Source organism: Streptomyces minutiscleroticus (assembly GCF_014650875.1).
GTDB lineage: Bacteria > Actinomycetota > Actinomycetes > Streptomycetales > Streptomycetaceae > Streptomyces > Streptomyces minutiscleroticus.
The window spans coordinates 1-19,064 of record NZ_BMVU01000059.1; the positions used below are offsets into that span (position 1 = coordinate 1).

Annotated in this window: 17 protein-coding genes and 1 pseudogene; 6 read left to right on the plus strand and 12 right to left on the minus strand. The window is 66.4% G+C overall.

From position 1 onward, the window contains the following. Nucleotides 1–186: 186 nt before the first annotated feature. The 10 genes and pseudogenes from IE271_RS42585 to IE271_RS33950 form a co-directional block, all read right to left on the minus strand. Complete coding sequence (locus IE271_RS42585) at nt 187–615, minus strand: hypothetical protein (RefSeq protein WP_229919742.1); 429 nt, start codon at nt 613–615, stop codon at nt 187–189. Nucleotides 616–775: 160 nt separating this feature from the next. Continuing rightward, nucleotides 776–913 (minus strand): annotated as a pseudogene (locus tag IE271_RS44080) (IS3 family transposase); the annotation flags it as partial. A gap of 205 nt (nt 914–1,118) precedes the next feature. Next, nucleotides 1,119–2,114, minus strand: coding sequence for an NAD-dependent epimerase/dehydratase family protein (locus tag IE271_RS33915; protein ID WP_190194326.1), 996 nt, complete (start codon nt 2,112–2,114; stop codon nt 1,119–1,121). Nucleotides 2,115–2,559: 445 nt separating this feature from the next. Further along, on the minus strand, nt 2,560–2,697 hold the full coding sequence (locus IE271_RS33920; RefSeq protein WP_190194327.1) for a hypothetical protein: 138 nt from the start codon (nt 2,695–2,697) through the stop codon (nt 2,560–2,562). A gap of 12 nt (nt 2,698–2,709) precedes the next feature. Then, nucleotides 2,710–4,671 carry a condensation domain-containing protein gene (locus IE271_RS33925; protein WP_190194328.1) on the minus strand — a complete coding sequence of 654 codons (1,962 nt, stop codon included), beginning with the start codon at nt 4,669–4,671 and terminating at the stop codon, nt 2,710–2,712. A gap of 265 nt (nt 4,672–4,936) precedes the next feature. After that, nucleotides 4,937–5,974, minus strand: a complete 1,038-nt coding sequence (locus IE271_RS33930; RefSeq protein ID WP_190194329.1) for a glycosyltransferase family 4 protein — start codon at nt 5,972–5,974, stop codon at nt 4,937–4,939. Between the two features lie 187 nt (nt 5,975–6,161). Further along, a complete protein-coding gene (locus IE271_RS33935; protein ID WP_190194330.1) occupies nt 6,162–7,289 on the minus strand; it encodes a nucleotidyltransferase family protein in 1,128 nt (375 codons plus the stop codon). A 50-nt stretch (nt 7,290–7,339) separates the two neighbouring features. Then, nucleotides 7,340–8,518 (minus strand): acyl-CoA dehydrogenase family protein, encoded by a 1,179-nt coding sequence (locus IE271_RS33940; RefSeq protein ID WP_190194350.1) that lies wholly within the window; start codon nt 8,516–8,518, stop codon nt 7,340–7,342. Further along, nucleotides 8,511–9,800, minus strand: a complete 1,290-nt coding sequence (locus IE271_RS33945; protein ID WP_190194331.1) for a type III PLP-dependent enzyme domain-containing protein — start codon at nt 9,798–9,800, stop codon at nt 8,511–8,513. The genes IE271_RS33940 and IE271_RS33945 overlap by 8 nt, the downstream gene beginning before the upstream one ends. Further along, a complete protein-coding gene (locus IE271_RS33950) occupies nt 9,797–11,320 on the minus strand; it encodes a class I adenylate-forming enzyme family protein (protein ID WP_190194332.1) in 1,524 nt (507 codons plus the stop codon). The genes IE271_RS33945 and IE271_RS33950 overlap by 4 nt, the downstream gene beginning before the upstream one ends. Before the next feature lie 322 nt (nt 11,321–11,642). Here IE271_RS33950 and IE271_RS33955 point away from each other — a divergent pair, with 322 nt between their 5' ends. From IE271_RS33955 to IE271_RS33980, 6 genes are all read left to right on the plus strand, one after another. After that, nucleotides 11,643–11,888 carry a phosphopantetheine-binding protein gene (locus IE271_RS33955; RefSeq protein WP_190194333.1) on the plus strand — a complete coding sequence of 82 codons (246 nt, stop codon included), beginning with the start codon at nt 11,643–11,645 and terminating at the stop codon, nt 11,886–11,888. A 215-nt stretch (nt 11,889–12,103) separates the two neighbouring features. Continuing rightward, on the plus strand, nt 12,104–13,957 hold the full coding sequence (locus IE271_RS33960) for an ABC transporter ATP-binding protein (RefSeq protein ID WP_190194334.1): 1,854 nt from the start codon (nt 12,104–12,106) through the stop codon (nt 13,955–13,957). Then, nucleotides 13,954–15,807 (plus strand): ABC transporter ATP-binding protein, encoded by a 1,854-nt coding sequence (locus IE271_RS33965; protein WP_190194335.1) that lies wholly within the window; start codon nt 13,954–13,956, stop codon nt 15,805–15,807. The genes IE271_RS33960 and IE271_RS33965 overlap by 4 nt, the downstream gene beginning before the upstream one ends. Before the next feature lie 93 nt (nt 15,808–15,900). Next, nucleotides 15,901–16,161, plus strand: a complete 261-nt coding sequence (locus IE271_RS33970) for a hypothetical protein (RefSeq protein ID WP_190194336.1) — start codon at nt 15,901–15,903, stop codon at nt 16,159–16,161. A gap of 161 nt (nt 16,162–16,322) precedes the next feature. Further along, nucleotides 16,323–16,622 carry a transposase gene (locus IE271_RS33975; RefSeq protein WP_190194337.1) on the plus strand — a complete coding sequence of 100 codons (300 nt, stop codon included), beginning with the start codon at nt 16,323–16,325 and terminating at the stop codon, nt 16,620–16,622. Next, nucleotides 16,619–17,506, plus strand: coding sequence for an IS3 family transposase (locus IE271_RS33980; protein WP_190194338.1), 888 nt, complete (start codon nt 16,619–16,621; stop codon nt 17,504–17,506). The genes IE271_RS33975 and IE271_RS33980 overlap by 4 nt, the downstream gene beginning before the upstream one ends. A 17-nt stretch (nt 17,507–17,523) precedes the next feature. Here IE271_RS33980 and IE271_RS33985 read toward each other — a convergent pair whose 3' ends face one another. Beyond that, nucleotides 17,524–18,261: an IS110 family RNA-guided transposase gene (locus tag IE271_RS33985; RefSeq protein WP_190194339.1), complete on the minus strand. Its 738-nt coding sequence runs from the start codon at nt 18,259–18,261 to the stop codon at nt 17,524–17,526. A gap of 328 nt (nt 18,262–18,589) precedes the next feature. Next, entirely contained in the window at nt 18,590–18,913 is a 324-nt protein-coding gene (locus IE271_RS33990) for a transposase family protein (protein WP_308435235.1), read from the minus strand. Nucleotides 18,914–19,064 lie beyond the last annotated feature (151 nt).

The window sequence follows — 19,064 nt, forward strand, 5'->3', positions numbered from 1 at the left end:
GTCTGGCCGACCACGTGTGGCGCGTCATGATCGCCGACGAACGAAAAGCCAAGTCCCGTCTGAGTCAGGCGGCTTGACAAGACACAGAGGCACCCCGATTTTCGCAGAGTCCGATCTTGACGGTTCAGGCGAACTTGTGGGGTTTGCTCCTGGCTCTGCCCGAAGGAGGTCTGTGCGATGAGCGGTTCAACTCCCGGGAGGAAAGCGGCAGTTTATGACTGACGTGGCGACTGAGATCGAGGCCGGGGCGGCCACTGCGGGTGGGGCGGGCGCCATGGACGACGGGCTGGTCGCCGAGCTGATGGTCCGGGCCCGGGCCGGTGGGGTGAAGCTCACCGAGAGGGAGACGTCTGCGTGGCGGCGCGCGAGAAGATCACGGTGCCGGTACAGCACGGTGTCCGGGCGCACCCGCAGCCGCACCTGACGCAGCACGCCGCGCGGGAGACGGTGCAGCAGCGCGGCCAGGAACGCCCGGTCGCCCGGGGCGAACCATGCTCTGCCCTTGCCGAGTCGGCGTTCCAGCACCATGAGCCGATGGCGCAGAGCGAGGATCTCGATGTCCTTGCCGTGGTCGCACATCGGCAGCGGCCACAGCATTGCGAACGCGTCCGTCACAGCGAGACACCTCAGTCCCAACAGCACGACCGGTCATGTTCCCGCATTTTCCGGCACGCCACCACACTGCCTCCCACCAGTGCGGATGAGGTTCTCGGCAGGGGTAAGGTGCGGCCTTCCGCTTGCCGGGACGGGTGGGTGAGCGGCGCCGGCGCGACGGTGTGCGGCCCTGCAGACCGAGGTCGGCCGTGACCTGGGCGACGGTGTTCTGGGACACCTGCCAGCCCTCCTCCCACAGATCCAGCGTGATTCTCGGCGAGCCGTGGGTTCGGCCGGAGCGGTCGAAGAGGCAGCACATCCGCTCGGCTGGCTCCGCGCGTCCGATCTCGCGTTTCGTCGGCGCCAACGGCCGGCGGCGCCACTTGGGGTCGGGGATGACGTCGGCGATGATGCAGAGGCCACGTTCGTTGAGCTCCTGCGCGACGTATTCCAGATTCTCAGGACTTTGCAGGCTCAGATCGGTGCCCTTGCGACGTTGTTCTTTCGTGAACCTGCCGAGGCGCTCACCGCGTGCGAGTAAGCGCCTCGACCCACCGTACGCGGGCCATTTCGCGCACTATCTCGCGGGCGGACAGCCATTCTGTCTCGCCGATCACGGAGGCCAGCCGATCCAGGCACGGCATCCGGCGGGTCACATCGGTGCGGCCGGGGAAGACCGACTCGTAGGGCACGTGAACGAAGCCCGCGGTGCTGCGGGTGGCGGCGAGGACCTGGCGGGCGAGGTTGTTGATGGTCGTTTCGCGGCGGGAGCCGATGTTGAACACGTTGAGACCGGTCCGCCACGCGACCTCGGTGTCCATAAGGTCGAGCAGGCGTCGGGTGAACTGGTCGATGTCGGTGAAGCAGCGATGCTGACTGCCGTCCCCGTGTATGGTCAGTGGCTCACCGGAAACGGCCTGCCGGAAGAATGTCGCGACCACCGTGCCGCAGTGGCTCCGCTGGCCGGTACCGACGACGTTGAAGGGTCGCACCGTCAGCACGGGTCGGAATCGCGCGGCCTCGCGCCCCAGCCGTTCCATCTCCCACTTACCGGTGGCGGCACCCGGACTACCACCGTCGTACGCCAGCGGGACACTCCGATCCACCTCCCCCTCCTCGCGCAACTCAGCGGTGCTGTCGCTGAAACCGTAGACAGCGGAGCTGGAAACGAGCACGACGGGAGTATCGCCCGTGTGTGCCAGCACGTTTGCTGTTCCCCGGCTCCCCACTTCGTAGGCGAGCTCCGCCTGCTGGGCCGCATGCTGCATCCCTTCGACCCCCGCGAGGTGCAGCACCAGATCCGTTCCGCGCGCGGCCTCAGCCACCGCGTCCACGTCGAGCACACTGCCGCGTACCAAGGTGGCACCCGGCACGAACGCGACAGATTCTGGTCGACCCGTAGTGAGGTCGTCCAGGACCCGGACGGGGTGGCCCGCCGCAGACAGGGACCGGACCAGGCGACTACCGATGAAGCCGGCACCGCCGGTGACAAGTACGGATGTCAGGGGACGCGACCACACGTTGATGTCCTTACCGTTATGTGGGCTGATTCCGATTGTTTGTAGGATCGTGAAACTCAGGGACGCAGGGTGTGGCTCTGGTTTCTCTCCTCATCAGTGGCTTCGAAGGACTGGCCGTCCCGCATCCTGCGGACGCTGTGCGGAGACTCTCGGAGAGGGCCCTCTTCCACTGATCAGCGAGGTGTAGGAGCTGAGCGGCGGCGAGCCGGTGACCTGAGCGATCGGTGTGAACGTTGGCGGCGCGGCGCTGACGAACCAGCTTCCGTATGGCGTCCGCGGGATGCGCTGTCCGACAACGGGCAGTGGTCCGCTGTCTTCGGCCGCACCGTGCCATTGCTGCGAGAGGAAGATCGACGCGAAGTATGCCTTCGTGATCTTGGAACAGGCCCGTATGCTCCGTGGCCTTCAACAACTCCTGACAAAGTACGAGATTCCTAAGCCGTCGTCAGCAGATGATGCTGCAGGCCGGGCTGAGCAAGGCCTCGTGGACGTCGTCGCGGATCTCCCAGCGGATGCGGAGCTGGCGCGACCAGTGCAGCAGCGCGAAAATTTGCTCGACGACCCAGCGGTGAGCTCCCAGCATCGCCGCAGGTAATCAGCTCGCCGGTGTCGGAGAGGAATTCTCGCTACCCACCCGCCTTGTGCAGAGCTCCGCCACGGTTCGCAAGGGCCACGGTCCCAGCAGGTCGTCCGGAGTGGGGCCCTCGAACCCCAAACGGTGCACTTGGTTGATCACGGCCGGCGCCATGACGGCGGTTCCGCCCTGCTGGATGTACGAGCGGTCCATGGTGCCGAATCCATCGCCCGCAACGGCCTCCAAAGCGGTTGCGAGCGCCGTACAGCCCGCTCCGCCGTCGTGATCCTCCGCGCTCCTGGAGGCATCCGCTGTTTCAGGAGCATCGCCGTACGGTGCGGGCTCGACAGCGGTGACCGGGCCGGATTCCGGCAACCTCTCGGACCAAACGAACTCGTGCGGACACACTAGATCCACATTTTCACGCAGCGCAGCCAGTACATGCGCGCGGGCTTCATACTCACTGCGCGGGTTCCCGGCGACGTGGGCTACGAGGATGCGACCACGCGACGGCTGCCCCGCCACGGTGATCACGGCAGCCTCGACCCCTTCCACCGACCTGAGGGTCTGTGCCAGCTTGGCCGTGTCGACCCAGCTGTTGTCGACGAAGGCCCACTTCTCGCCGTAGGCGGAGGTCGGTAGCCCGAAACGCTCGACCACGTCCGTGACAGCGGAACCCGCCAGATCCGGATCGTTCGCCCAGGCGATGAGGAATAGTTCCATGGCGCTCAACATCTTCTCGATCTGGGCCTGCTCCATCACGGACCGGTGGGCGATGAGGTCCAGATGCACCTTTCCGCCGGACGCGGAAACCCTGAGGCAGAGGTCGGTGTACTCGTCACGCCAGAGGCAATCGAGCCGCTCCATCGTGCTCTTCGGGCGTTCTCCCGCGGCTCCGCTCTGTGAGGCTGGACCACGCAGACTCCGCTCAAGCCGGTCACTGCAGTTGAAGACCGTGCCCAGACGGATCGACAGCCCGCGATGCGCCTCGATCTTTGCCTTGCGGTCCCGGAAGGCAAGATAGGAGTACTGCGCGTGACGCGTTGCAACGCGGATGCTCTGTCTGGTGTCCACCATCACCTGGCGAATCGACAGCTGCGGTGAAAGGTCGGCCGGTACAAGCGTTTCCTGGAAGAAGCAGCCGACGGATCGGCGTACTTCTCTGAAGCGGTTGGAGAAATTCATCCGGAGAGTGGCGTTTGGGATTCCGGACAGGGCGGATACGGCCACGGCGAAGGCAGTGAAAAGGTGATTAGTTGCGTTGAACCCCGCATTTCTTGTGGTGAGTTCTTGCAGCGCCGAGAAGAGATTGGACGACCGGAGAGCCACTCTGTGATAGTGGCTCACGAAATCCTTTCGTGGGTCCCGGGACGCGATGGATTGAAAGTGAGGGAACTGGGCGGCAGGTGATATGGACAGCGCTCGTTCGCAGTGCTGCATAGACCGCTCATGCAGGGAAGCCCACGCTGTTGACTGCTGACGCGCGACTGCCAGCGGTTGGGTGTTCCCTCCTTGGTCCTTCAGCGAGAATGGGCTGTCCCTGCTGTCGGCATCGAGGCAGCTTATAAGGTCCGACCTGATTTGGCCCAAGCTGGCAGCATCCACGGAGATGTGGTTCAGCACCAGGATAACGGTGGCTACACGCCGGTCCTTGAGGGTGTATCCCACTCTCAGCGGAAGTTCTGTCGCTTGGTCCATGGGAGGGAAGAAGAGCGAATGGAAGACGGCCGTGATGTCTTCGAGATCATTGCCGTCCCGGCGTAAGGGAACAGGAGTCTCGAATTCGTCGAGCACCAGCTGAAAAGGCTTACCCGAGGAGTCTGTCGGGTAAACCGTACGCAGCGCTTCATGGCGGAGCATCAGTTTCTCTATGGCGCCGGTGACCAGCCCTTCGGGCAGTCCGGCGTCCGGCATGCGGACCACGAGTTGGATCTTTGCGCTGTCCGTGACGGGGAGCGGTAGATGATACTGATACCAGTACATCTCCTGGGACCACATCAGTGGCCCCCGGACGCCACCGTCCAGAGACACCGCAGAAGGGCTCTGTCCCAAGGAGGCAAGTCGTGGGTTGCGCATGCTGATTCACTAATCCCGTCCAGTGGCCGGCCTTTGAACTGCCGCACGACTGCGGAGCGGCGAGAATGTGGCGCCCGGTGTAACGCGATATCACACTGAGAAACTTGGTGGGCCGCTCAAACGTCTCCCGGATCTGCGGCAGAGAATCGAAGAGATGATCGAGAGTCCGGCATCACGCTGTCATCTGCTCGACGAGCTGGCGTATAGCCTCATTCGCCGCTTGTGGGGTGTACTGCTTCTCGTACAGGACTCCTGCGCGTGTCGCGAGAGCGCGACGCAGATCCCTGTCCACGAGCAGCTGAGCTACCGAGTGAGCAAATGCTTCCGCATCGTCCGCGATGCGAAGATGCACTCCGTCCTCCGTCCCCAGCCCCTCACAGCCGATGCTGGTCGAGACGACGGGGACGCCACTGGCGAAGCCCTCCAGAATCTTGATGCGGGTGCCGCCGCCGACGCGTAGGGGCGCGATCATCACGTCCGCCCGGTCAAGATAAGGACGCATGCGCGGTACTTCTCCAACGACGTCGACGCCAGGTGCCGATCCCAGCTCCCTCACGGTTTGTGAGGGCTTTCCTACGAGCAGCAATCTGGCCTGTGGGCACCTCTCACGGATGCGCGGCAGGATGTCCTCGACGAACCAGGTCGCGGCGTCCACGTTGGGCGGCCATTCGTGCCATCCCTGGAACAGAATGGTGCCGCCCTCGTCGAGAGCGAGACCCTGGCGCCCCTGCCTGGTTCCCTCCTCGCGGAGATAGGTGTTGGGCACTACCGTGCTGTTGGGAAAGGCGAACTTGGCCGAGTCGAGTTCGCTGGTGAAAACCAGCATGTCGGCTGCTGCGGCGACTTCGGCGTGGCCGGCCCGGAGGCGATCGATCTCGGACTGCTGCGCTTCGAGCTCCGGAGCGTCCAATAGGCTTCCTTCGGGGCTCCTTCCCAGACGCAGCCAACGTTCCAGAATCACGTCCTCCAAGTCATCGACATCCACCACCGCCTTCCCTTCGACCAAGCCGCTGGCGATGTGCCACAGGCGCTCCCTGTCGTACCAGATCACGTCGTACGACTCACCGGCGTTCCACCGTGGGAGCGCTTCCTCGAGGGATGCTCTGTTGCGGTCGTTGCCGTAGGCGTCCTCAAGGAGGAGGATCTTCCGGAAGAGGCCGACCGGAGGGTCCGACTCCAGCGAAGGCGCCCCATCGGAGCGGAAGAACACGACCAGATCGACTGTCCCGAGCCTGGCGAGAGCTTCGGAGGCGGCCCGGACACGTCGAGCTCCTCCCGTGGCAGCCCAGGGCCGGGTACCGGTAACTACGAGAAACCGCACGGTTTGTGCTCCTGATGACGAGAGGAATGTCGGTCAGTGACCTTCCGGTCGCGCAACGGTCGGGAATCCGATTGCTCTAGCGTGCTGCTCTGACGCGCGGAGGCCGACGCAGACGCTGGGTCATGGTGTCCGGCGGGAGGTCGGGGGCGTTGTCCGGGGTCATGGAGGTGGCGAGCCACTCGGGGGTGGCTTCGGATACGAGGTCCAGCTCGGCGGTTATACCGGAGCCGAACAGTGCGTCGGTGTGCGCGACCACCCAGGCCATCGGCTGAGCCAGGCCGAAACGCTTGATGATGTGGTTGACATCGGCGCGTTCGGTGGGGCGAAGCTGGTGCCATTCGGTGACCACATCGCCGAACAGTGACAGTGTCAGCTGCTTGCTTGAGGCGATACGAGTGAGCCACCCTTCACGGAACAAGTGGAGACAGGTGAACAGGAAAGCGTAATGGGGCATCAGTGCGTCCAGATACTTCCCCGGACCGGTTTCCACGCTGCGCAGCTCCGTGAGAACGTCCTCCATCGGCACCTGCCATGAACTGGTGTGCCACGTCAGGCTGTTCGCGACGTCGACGGCGATGTAGGGGAGCACTGGGTCAGGAGTGAGCCGGAGGTAGTGCGGAAGGTGGTCCGGGGACAGTTGGTAGACGCGCAGCTCTGCCTTCGATCGCGGCACGAGGGCGCGTGTGGAGGTGTCGTACTTTGCGTTCCGGCTGTAGCCGCAGACGGTGAGCACCTCGTCGACCGCCTCGCGGTGTCGGGGGTGAATCATGAGGTCGATGTCATCGAACAGCCGGGCTCCGGAATGTTCGTAAAGGGTGTGGTGGGCCACCACACCCTTGGTCCAAGCGCCGGTGATGGCGGCATCGTGAAGCACCGCGCCAAGGCGCTGCGCTTCCTCGGTCAGGATCGCCGCACGATGTCGGCTCACGTTGCACTGGATGTCCAGCTGGCGGACCAGCCGGTACGGAATTGCTGTGCGCAGGCCGTGGACTTGGAGGAAGTCGGCCAGGGCTGCGAGCAGGCGGTGATGCACCGCTTTCCCGACCAGTCCTTCGAGGTCGAACGACGGAGTTTCCAGGAGCGCCAGGACGCGCTCGCGCCCGTCGGAGATTGTGCGGGAGGACGCGACGGTGACCAGTACCTCCCAGACCGGGTCGGACATGTTCGCCGGGATCGGTCCCACGTCGATGGCGGTGTTCACCATGGTGCCCTTTCGTTGGGCGGCCCGCATCCTGCGCGGGCCGGAGCGATGCTTCACAGCAGATGCACGGAACGGTCGATCAGACTGAGAACGCCGGTCGCGGTCCACAGACGGTCGTTGGAGTAGTTGAGCGCGGCCGAGCGCAGATCGCGAAAGACGCGTTCCAGCGAGAGCGGGGAGTCAGCGCTGTAGCCGACGGACAGTCCGGCCAGCTGCACCATGCGGTCGACCGCGCGGAACGTGAGCTCCGAGGCCGCGAGCTTGAGCGTGTTCACATGGATATGGAGATCGGGCCTGTTGAGGCTGTGACCCCGCTCGCGCAGGAGCTCTATCTCGTCGCAGGTCCGCCGCAGGTAGGCGTTGACCAGTTCCAGATCGACCCGGATGCGGGCGATGCGTTCCTGGACCAGAGGCGAGCTGCGGTCGGCCGGGACGGTGGATCCGATCTGCCGCAGCAGACCGGAGAAGGCCTTCTGCGCCGCCCCCAGCCAGCATGCGCTCCAGGCCAGGTGGGCCAATGGGATCATACTGTCGTGGGAGATCTCGCGGAACTGCCCTGGCCGTCCGACCAGCCGGTCCCGGCGGACCATTCCCTCCAGACGTAGACCTCTGCTGGCGGTGGCCCGCATACCCATCGGGTTCCACTCACCGAACGGACGTATCGTCAGCTCCGTCCGAGGGGCGTAGACCAACGAGACCCCCTGGTCTGAGTGTTCGCCGCTCTCGCGCATCGTCACCAGAAAGGCGTCGGCGTATTCACCACCGGTAACGACCGGGGCGGTCCGGCCCAGGGTGAGGAACTCCCTGTCAGGTGCGTCGGTCAAGGTCTCGTCGACCGACATCAGACTGCCGCCACTAGAACCGGTGGTGACGGAGGCCAGGTAGATCTCGCCGGAAGCGATTCGCGGTAGCACCTCTGCCTTGAGAGCGGCATCGGCGTGCCGGACCAGGCAGTCGACCTGCTGGCAGTGCATCGCCCAGATCAGGGCGGTGGACATGCAGGCGCCGGCCAGTTCTTTCGCGAGGCTGACCATTCCGTTGAGGCTGCCACCCTCGCCGCCGTACTCCGAAGGGACGAGGTAGCCCAAGTAGCCGCCTGCGCGTAGTGCCGCCATGTTCTCGACGGGAAAACGCGCCCTCTGGTCGGCATCGCGGGCATGACTGCCGATCAGCTCGATGAGCGAGGCGGAGCCGACGGCCGGTGGTGCCGGGGGAGCGCTGACGTCAGTCACAGAGGGGTGCCTCCTGCGTACGTAGTTCGATACGGCCCACGGCCACCGTGCGGTCGCCGTCGAGCACGACCTCGGCGGGGGGCGTGCGGCTGAGGAATCCCAGGAGACTCGCGGTGGGGCCATAGGCGCCCGTGTTGGGAATTGCCAGCACCTGACCGGGGTGGAGGTACGGGGCATCGATGGAAGGAGCGAGAACGTCGAGTGGCGTGCACAACGGGCCGACCAACGTCACCGGGTTCGTGACGTCGCTCCGAGAGGAGGGCATCTCCGCGCCGACAGGGACCGGGACGACGCTCGACGGCCGGAGTCGGCCGAGTCCCGACATCCCACCGAGGACGTTGACGCCGGCGTCCATCACGGCGAAGGTGCGATCGCCGCTTTGCTTGACGTCCAGGACAGTGGTGAGCAGCGTCCCTGCAGACGCCGCCAGGGCCCGGCCGGACTCGAAGACGACGCGCGTGCCGAGCCGGTGCCGATCGGGGAAGGATGTGTCCAGCGCGGCGTCGATGGCCGCCCGCAGCCGGGGATGGCGGGATAGCGCTCCGGAGCGGGCGAACGGGGCGGGGAATCCTCCACCGAGGTCGAGCACGGAGGGTGTGAATCCGGCTCGCCCGGCTATGGTGGCGACCGTGCGGACGGACTGCTCGAACTCGGCTACCAATTCTGCGGGATCGGCAATATTGGTCGCGCTGAAGGTGTGCATGCCCACGGGCCTGACGCGGCCGAGGGGACGCAATAGTTGATCGAGGGACTGTTTGTCGGCGTGATCGACACCGAATGCACTGGCGCGGCCGCCCATACGGAGGGACCCTCCGGCGCTTCCTCGCGGGCTGTTGATCCGTACCAGGTAGTCAGCCGTGGTGTCGATTCGGGTGCATGCTTCGGCAAGGCGCTGCCGGTCGGTGACAGACTCGACCGAGAACGACCGGACCCCGCGATGGAGGGCTTGCTCCACTTCTTCCCGGGTCTTGCCCGGTCCGCTGTACAGCACGTGGTGTGCTGGGCAGCCGGCCGCCAGCGCCACGGCCAGCTCGCCGGTCGAACTGACCTCTGCCCGCGCGCCCGCGGCAATCAGTTCCGCCACGACTCTGGGATGCGGATTGGCCTTGAGCGAGTAGAACAGCTCCGAGCCGGCCGGCAGGTCGTCCCGGACGGCGGCGAAGGACGAGCGCAGGACAGCGAGATCGTAGACATACGCGGGAGTTCCGACGCTCTGTGCAATCGCTTCCAGACGATGCCTGGCCGACGCGTTGATTCCCGATTCCACGGAAAGCCCGGTCATGACTGCGTCCTCGCAAGCCGATGAAGTGCTGCTGCGTCGACTTTCCCGTGCGCGGTCAGGGGGAGCCTGTCGAGCACGACGCAGAGGTCCGGCGTTCGCTCCGGGCCCAGGCGCGCCCTGATCCCGTCGAGCACCTGACCCGGTGAAAGCGATGTCTCCGCCCACACGCACAGGCGGTCGTCGGGGCCGGGAGGCAAGGCCGCGGCGGCATCGACGCCGGGGATGTCCGCAAGGACGACCTCGAGTTCTGTTCTGCTCATCCGCCACCCGCGGTACTTGAAGATGTCGTCGTCACGTCCCACGAAGTACAACCGGCCCGCTTCATCGAGCCTCCCTCGGTCACCGGTGAACACCGCCATGCCCAGGCCGTCCGGTGCGAGCCGGAACCTTCGGGCGGTCTCGGTCGGCGCGCGCCAGTAGCCCGCCATGACATGCGGCCCTGCCGAAACGATCTCGCCGGTCTCGCCCGGGGGGAGAGGCACCCCTGCCGAGTCCACGATGAACAGCCGTGTGCCAGGCAGCGGACGCCCGACGCTGCCGGGATGAACAAGGTCCTCGTCCGGCGGCGCCACCGTGATGCGCTTGCACTCGCTCATGCCGTACATCAGCACGACGCTGGCCCCGGGGAACGCCGTGCGCAGCTGCGCGGAGTGCGCCGGGGGCAGCGCCGCGCCCGTGTTGGTGAACAGCCGGACCTCGGTCGGCCTGCGGTCGCGCCGGGCCAGCCGCGCCAGGGTCTGGGCCAGTGCGGGAACCACGGGGACGACCGTGGCCCGGGCAGCCCGCATCTCGGCCAGCTCCCGGGCGGACAACTCACTCGTTGGCACGACGAGTTCGGCGCCGGCGAGGGCGCAGAGAAGTAACTGGTAGAGGCCGTAGTCGAAGGAGATCGGAAGCCGGTTCCAGACGATATCGCCCGGGCGGTAACCCACCCGCTCGGCGATGGCTCGCACGGCGAACAGGACCGCGGCATGAGGGCACACGATCCCCTTCGGGCGGCCGGTGCTGCCTGAGGTGTAGAGCAGGAAAGCGGTGTCCGAACCGTCGATCCGCTCCTCGGGCCTCGCGGGAACATCCTCGCCGCTCAGGTCGGCGAGCCGCATGACGGCGATGCCGGCCTGCTCGACCGTGTCGGCTGTCCGTCCGTCCGCGACGACGAGGATGGGATCGGCGTCCCGGATCTGCCACTCCAGCTCGTAGGCGGGTGCTTGGTGCCTGGTCGGGACGAGGACCGCTCCGAGCCGCAGGACCGCGGAGAGCACAGTGGCAAAGCGTGGACCGGGGGCGAGGGACACTAGCACCCGGTCGCCCCGCCCGACCCCGGCGGCCGCCAGCTTTCCGGCGAGCCGCCGTCCGGCCAGATCGAGTTCGGACCAAGTGAGCGATTCCTCGCCGGTGGTGCGGACCGCGGTCCGTGAGGCGTAGGTCCGCGCCGCGAACTCCAGGAGACCGACCAGGTTGCTGTGCCCCTGCGGAGCGGGGTGCGTCGCCGAGGCCTCCGGAGGCAGCGGGACGGTCATCGCGTCACCCTTCCGAAGTTCACAGCCATGGACCTCACCCTTCTCTCGGTCATTCGGTCGTCGGCCGGCAGCTCCATCTCCCGGTCCGTACTCACCATGTCCTTCGGCGAGCCGGCTGTCCCACGATTTGCTGTTATTCGCAAAAGACCGTGACGACGCAGGCTGTGAAGGTTCTTCCGTGTAGCATCCCTGGCTATTGGGCCGCCTCGTTGCGGATATGAGGTGGCTGTTTAGCATTCCGCTTGTAGTGGCCGCTCTTGCGGCCTGCTCGAGAACCGGGCCGATTTTCGAAAATGTCAAGGGAATCGAAAAGGAGGGGATCGTGGAGCAGGCAGATATCGCAGACGCGGTTCGAGAGGTCGTTCGCGAGATCGTTCCTCAAGCGTCTGAGGTGGAGGAAGGTGTCCTGCTGAGCTCTCTCGGCCTTGATTCGCTGGCCAGCGTGGAACTCACCCTGCGTCTGGAGGACCGTTTCGGGGTGGTCTTCGAGGACGACGAGATGGCATTCGAGCATTTTGAGAGCGTTGGGTCCATTGTTGAACTGCTGTCAGCGAAGAATTTGGCCTGACTGCTGCGGAGTTTTTCGTTTCGGTGCTGCGGGAAAGTGGATCCGGTCCGGACTGGTCATGGCTCGTCATGTCTGAGCGGTGCCGCCGCATTGGCGCCAAAGGCAATAACTCATATCGTGACCATCAAGGGGGTCAGGTGGTGAAATTTCGTGTGCTCACTTCGTGGGTATCTCTGGGCAGGTCCCTGATGGCTGACCGTCTCAACCTTGTGCGGATGTGCGCCACCGACCGTCGCGCCGGTAGCGCTCTGATCTTGGTCCACCTGTGGACCGCGGCGGTGCCCGCGCTCACCGCCGTAGCCACCGGGTGGCTCGCGGCCGGACTGACAGGGGCCGCCACCGGGCGTCAGTCCGCCTCGGCGGTGGCGTGGCCACTGGTCGCGGTATCCGTGCTGCTGGTCGTGGACGAGATTCTCAGTTCGGTCGGCGTGGCCCTGGAACAGTTCACCGCCGGACGCCTGGACGCACGAGTGCGGCGTCGGGTACGTCGCCTGGCCACGGCCCCGTCGAGCATGGCGCACCTGGAGGATCCGGCTTTCGCCGACGATGCCGCCCGTGCCTCGGATGTCGGCGAGGGGCGGGTCCGCTCTCCAGGAACCGCGGCGGTCGGTCAGCTCCGGCTCACTTTTCGCTTTCTGGGAGCTCTGGGCTCCGCAGCCATCATCGCTCTGACCTTCTCCCCGTGGCTCGCCGTCGTCCTGCTGGTGGTCTGCGTGATTAACCGGGCGATGCTGCGGCGCTGGTGGGTCCATCTGGCGCAGGTTCGCGACGAGCGTGAGTCGATGCGGCGGCGCGCGGAGTACTGGAGCGACGTTGCGTCAGGGAGACCGGCTGCCAAGGAGATCCGTCTCTTCGGCTTGCACGAGTGGGTGGTCGAGCGGCGCAGCCGGGCACTGCTGGCCTGGGCGGAAACGATCTGGTCCACCCGCCGGGGTATCCTGCGCCAGCAAGGCTGGATCGCCCTTCTGTCAGCGATCGCCGCCGGATCCGCGCTCCTCCTGCCGGGGCTGGCCGCCGTGCGCGGTAGCCTTCCCGTCGGCGACTTGATGACCGTGATCGTGGCCGCGTGGGGCGTCTTCCAAATCGCCGCCATGGGGCGCGAGGCATTTGACATCGAGTACGGCCTCGGCGCGGTCAAAGCGCTGGATCGACTCGACACCACCTACCACGAGACCGCCGCACCCGCCACGGCCCAGGTCGAGCTGTCTGGCAACCCCTCAGCACCTCAGCAGTCCGGTGAGCCCTCTGCCGGTCCGCGGAAACGCGACCCGGTGACACTGCGCACCGAGGGATTGGTCTTCTCCTATCCCGGCAGCCGACGCCGGATCGTAGACGGTCTGAACCTGACTGTCCGTGCCGGAGAGGTGCTAGGGCTGGTCGGGCACAACGGCGTCGGCAAGACCACATTGATCAAGTTGCTCGCCGGCCTCTATCCCCCCACCGCCGGCACCCTGTTCGTCGACGGGCGACCTTTGGACGCGTCGGGGATGGAGGCATGGCGCAAGCGCGTCGCGGTCGTCTTCCAGGACTTCAACCGCTATCCACTCACTCTCGCCGACAACATCGCCCTCTCGGCGCCCGAACACCGGCACGACAGGAAGGGGATCCACGCCGCTGCACGCCGCGCTGGCGTCGACGCGATCGCCGCGAACCGGCCCGATGGTTACGACACCGTGCTCAGCGCCGACCGTGCCGGTGGCTCCGACCTCTCCGGCGGCCAGTGGCAGCGCGTCGCGATCGCGCGCGCTGTCTTCGCCGTCGAACACGGTCGGGACCTGCTGGTCCTGGACGAGCCGACGGCCCACCTGGACGTGGAGGCGGAAGCCCGGTTCTTCCGCCAGGTCGTCGCCGAGGTCACGGGGGCGACCGTACTGCTCATCTCCCACCGCCTGTCCACGGTGCGTCAGGCGGATCGGATCGTCCTGCTGGAGTCCGGACGGGCCGCCGAACAGGGCACGCACCGCGAATTACTGGAGGCCGAGGGGGAGTACGCCCGCCTCTTCCGGCTGCAGGCCGCGCGCTTCGTCGACACCCACCTGCACGCCGGGAGCAAGGGAGCCGCACGATGAACGGCAAGAGCCCGAAGAGCGCGGGACGGCAGGGCACCGCCACCCTACGCATCGCGCACCACACCTTCGCGCTGGCCTGGCGCACCGACCCCTTTGTGGTGAGCGTGGTCGTATGCCTCTCCCTCGCCCAGGCGGGAGCGGTCGCCGCCACGGGTCTGAGCCAGCGGTGGGTCGTGGACGCGGCGCAGAGCTCCGACGGGCAGCTGCTCGTCGCCCTGGCCCTCGCCGTCCTGATCGGGGTTGCCGCCCACGTCACCGCCGCGGCCGGCAACCGCACCCGGTACAACTACCAGCACGACCTCACCGACCGCGTCGACCTGGAGGTGAACCGGGAGATCCTGACCGCCACCGCGTCCATTCCCACCCTGGAGCACCTCGAACGCCCCGAATTCCTCAACCGCCTGGAGCTACTGCGCCGTCACACCGGCGCACTGGCCGGCTCCTGCTGGGCGATGACCGACACCGGGATCGCCGTGATCAGCGCCGGGCTGTCGCTGTGGCTCCTGGTCGGTGTCCACCCGGCCCTCGGAGCACTGGCGCTGCTCGCGCTGCCCCCCCTGTGGGCAGCCGATCGCGCCAAGCGCAATCTCGCCGCCGCTCGCACCGCCACAGCCGAGGACCAGCGTCTGGAAGACCGGATCCACCGTATGTTCCTGGCGCCGGAGTCGGGTAAGGAGATCTACCTGGCGGGAGCAGGCGCAGTCCTGGACGAGACCGCTCACGCCGCCCGTATCCGCGTTGTTACTGCCGTACTCAAGGCTCGACTCGGCGCGCTCGGATGGCAGCTCAGCGGATGGGTCTGCTACGCGGCCGGATACATCGGCGCACTGATCCTCACGGTGTCGCTGGTCACCCGGGGCGCGGCCTCGCTCGGGGATCTCATGCTGGTCATCACCTTGGGTACGCAACTGCGTTTCCAGATCCACGGCACGGTTTCCGGCTTCTCCCTGATCGCCGAGGCGGGTCACGCCACCGACCACTACCTGTGGTTGCTGGCCCATGCCCGCCATCAGCGGGGCACCGGCACGCGAGCGGTTCCCGACCTGCGGCAGCACGGTATCCGGATGCGCGATGTCGCCTTCACCTACCCCGGTTCGCACGAGCAGGTCCTGTCCGGGGTGAACCTCGACCTGCAGCCTGGGACGACGACCGCCTTGGTCGGTGCGAACGGCGCGGGCAAGACCACTCTGGTCAAGTTGCTCAGCGGTATGTACGTGCCCAACACCGGGAGGATCGAGGTGGGCGGTATGCCGCTGGCCGAGCTGGACCCCGTAGCCTGGCGCCGCCGCCTCAGCGGTGCCTTCCAGGACTTCTTCCGCTTCCAGCTCCCCGTCCGGCACACCGTGGGAATCGGCGACCCTGACGCGATGGACGACACGGAACAGGTGACCCGTGCGGTGCGCGAGGCGGGGGCCGCCCCGATCATCGGCCGGCTGCCCGACGGGTTGGACACCCAACTCGGCACCCTTTACGGCGGGGTGGAGCTCTCGCAAGGCCAGTGGCAACGCCTCGCCTTGGCCCGCGCCTTGATGCGTCGGCATCCGCTTCTGCTCGTACTGGACGAACCAACTGCGGCCCTCGACCCGCTGGCCGAGCACGAAGTGTACGAGGTGTTCATGCGGCAGGCCAATACGGATCCGGGCCGGATCACGCTGCTGGTATCCCACCGCTTCTCCACCGTCCGGAAGGCCGACCACATCGTGGTCCTAGACGGAGGGCGTGTCTCCGAACAGGGCACTCACGCCGAGCTGATGGCCGCGCACGGCCGTTACGCAGAACTGTATAGCACCCAAGCCGCCGCCTACCAAGAGGAGACGGACACGTCGAACAATCAACTGGATGGCTTCTAGTCCGCACGGACGGCCCCGGCCCGTGAGACAAGCGGGCTGCGGCCGATCGCGGTGGACGGCGAGACCGTCCGTGGCGCATGCACCCGGACCACCGTGGCGGTCTCCCTGCTGTCGGCGATGGCGTACAGCGGAGAGGTCCTCGCCCAGCGTCAGGTGGCGGACAAGAGCAACGAGATCTTCTCGTTCGTCCCGCTGCTGGAGGATGTCGACCTCAGCCATGCCGTGATCATGGCGAACGCCCTGCACACCCAGCACGGCCACGGCACCTACCTGCGCTCACGGGAAGCCCACTGCATCGCCGTCGTGAAGAAGAACCACCCCGACCTGTTCGACCGCGTCCGCACCCTGCCCTGACGTGAAATCACGCTCGACCACTACGAACGCACCCGGGCCCATCACCGGGGGAGATCCTTCCCCAAGCTCTGCAGGCAGGGGATACCCCATGGCTGAAGCTTCCCCTTGATCGTGGACACCTGGAGACTGGGATCTTGAGGTTCCAGAGGAAGTAGCACCAGGTGGCAAGCAAGTACACGAAGCGGTACACCGAGGAGTTCAAGCGGGACGCGATCGCGCTCGTCGATTCCTCGGGCAAGACGGTCACCGCCGTCGCCCGGGAACTCGGGATCAGCTCGGAGTCCCTGCGCGGCTGGTACCGCAAGGCCAAGGCCGACCGGGGCGAGGGCGAGTCCGGTGAGCTGACCAGCGCCGAGCGCGAGGAGCTCAAGCGGCTGCGCAAGGAGGTCCGCGAACAGCAGCAGACGATCGAGATCCTGAAAAAAGCGACGGCTTTCTTCGTGAAGGAGAACGACCGGTGAGCGAGCTGTACCGGTTGATCCATGCGGAGAAGGCGACGTACCCGATCGTCCTGCTGTGCCGGGTGCTGAAAGTCGCCCGCTCCTCCTACTACGCATGGTGCGAGGGCGAGGCGGCCCGCCGTGCCCGGCAAGCCGCCGACGATGCGCTCGCGCACGAGATCACCGTGGTGCACATCGCCTCCCGCCACACCTACGGTGTTCCGCGCATCCACGCCGAACTACGCCGCCTGGGACGGCGGGTGAACCGCAAGCGCATCGCCCGTGTGATGCGTGAGCGCGACATCCGTGGTGTCACCCGGCGCAGACGGCGTTCGCTGACCCGGCCCGACAAGAAGGCGACGCCGGCCCCGGACCTGATCGGCCGCGACTTCCACGCCGAGCGGCCCGGCATCAAGCTGATCGGCGACATCACCTACCTGCCCACCGCCGAAGGCTGGCTCTACCTCGCCTGCTGGCTGGACCTGGCCACCCGCAAGGTCGTCGGCTACGCCATGGCCGACCACCACCGCGCCGAGCTCGTCGTCGACGCTCTCAACATGGCCCACGGCCGCGGCGGCCTGGAGCCGGGCTGCGTGGTCCACAGCGATCGCGGCAGCGAATACACCTCGGCCCAATTCCGCTATCGAATACGTGAGTTGGGACTGCGAGGCAGCTGCGGGCGGACCGGATCGTGCTTCGACAACGCCGCCGCGGAGAGTTTCTGGGCCCTGCTCAAAGAGGAGATCGGCACCCGCGCCTGGCCCAACCGGGCCACTGCCCGAGCCGAGGTCTTCTCCTTCATCGAGACCTTCTACAACCGCCGCCGCCTGCGCAAGCATCGGACTTTCGGCTATCTCACCCCGGCAGAGACCAGGCAGCGGCAGCAGCACATCCTCGCGGCATAACGATCACGTGTCCGGGATCACGGGGAAACTTCACGATCGAGATCCTCCAGCATCATGCACAGCAGATAGGCGTGGTGATCGTCGAACTGTCCGGTGAGTGCGGTCTCCAGGGCCGCCCGCTTGGCCTTCGCCTTTCCCTGGGCGAGCGTCGCGAGCTGCCGCGGATCGCGTTCGCCGCGGATGAGTGCTTCGAGCATCAGCCTGCCGGACAGCCCGAAGATGTTCCTCAGCACCGAGGACAGCTTGATCTGTGCGTCTTCCAGCACCTTCTCCACACGATGCTTGTGCCGTGTCCGTTCCTGGGTCAGCGCGGTCCGCAGCCGGGTGAGGTCCCGTAGCTGCTGCTGGGGCCGGTCGGGCACGAAGGAAGCACGCAGCATGCCGCGTTCTGCGAGCTTGGCCAGCCACACAGCGTCGAGCCTATCGGTCTTGGGGCGTCCGGGAACGTTCTTCACATCGCGGGCGTTCACCAGCCAGCACTGCAGGCCATGGGACTCCAGCAGGAAGAAGAACGGCTTCCAGTACACGCCCGTAGCCTCCATCACCACGCGCCGGACACCCAGTTCCGTCAGACGATCCCCAAGTGCCAAGATCGCCTCCGTCGTCGCGTCGGAGTTCCACACCTCCTGCACCCGCCTGCCGGCACGGGACTCGTGCGGCACACGTACACACACCATCCTGCTGGCCTTCGCGACATCGATCGCTGCAACCCGGTCCTCGACCTCCACCTCAAGGTCTGTCATCTCGGATCGCATACCGTTCTCCTTGCGTCCGCTGCCGGTGTCGTGATGACGACGGCCGCCCGGGGGCGGCGAGGGGAAACGAGAATCTAACCCGCCTGCTCAAGGCAACAGTGCGCAGCCCCTCAGATGCAGCCCCGGCACCAGACTCATTACGGACTCGTTCGTCCACAGACTCTCGGCATCGGACGGGCAGCCGCCCCGCTCCCCATTTTCACGGCTGCGCCAACGTCCGGTAAAGCCGGTCACAGATACTCGTTCGTCTTCGCTCCCACCTCCGCCTGGGCGAGGGTCACGGACCGGTGGTGGGTGACCGCGCAGAGCAGATGCCGGCGGGTGGCGGTCAGGTGGGCCGATCGCTCAAGGCCTTGCCATCGACGGCGATCACGCGACGCTGTCCGGACCTGGCCCCAGCGGCGTCGTGCCGGCTGGTGAGGTAGGCGCCGACCGCCCGGTCCAGGGCGTCACCGTCGACAGCCTGCAGGACACGCCCGATCGTGGTCTGTGAGGGAGCCCGGCGCCACTGGAGCGGATGACGGCGCACGCCGACGGCCGCCAGCAGGGCGTCCGAGGCCCGCTCCGCCCACTCGGCGAGTTCGGCGAGTTCGTCGACGCTCCTAGCTCCCGAGACGGCCGCACAGGCGCATATGAGGAGGATGGCGGTCAGCGAGTACCAACGCCCCGCCGCGCACGCGGGTCGGGCATCAGATCCAGGTAGGGGCGCAGGTCAGCGACCCGACCGCCGTCCAGCGGACTCAGCTTCACCAGCACTGCAGGGACAGGAGAAGACACAGCGGCAGGCACGGGCCACCTTATGA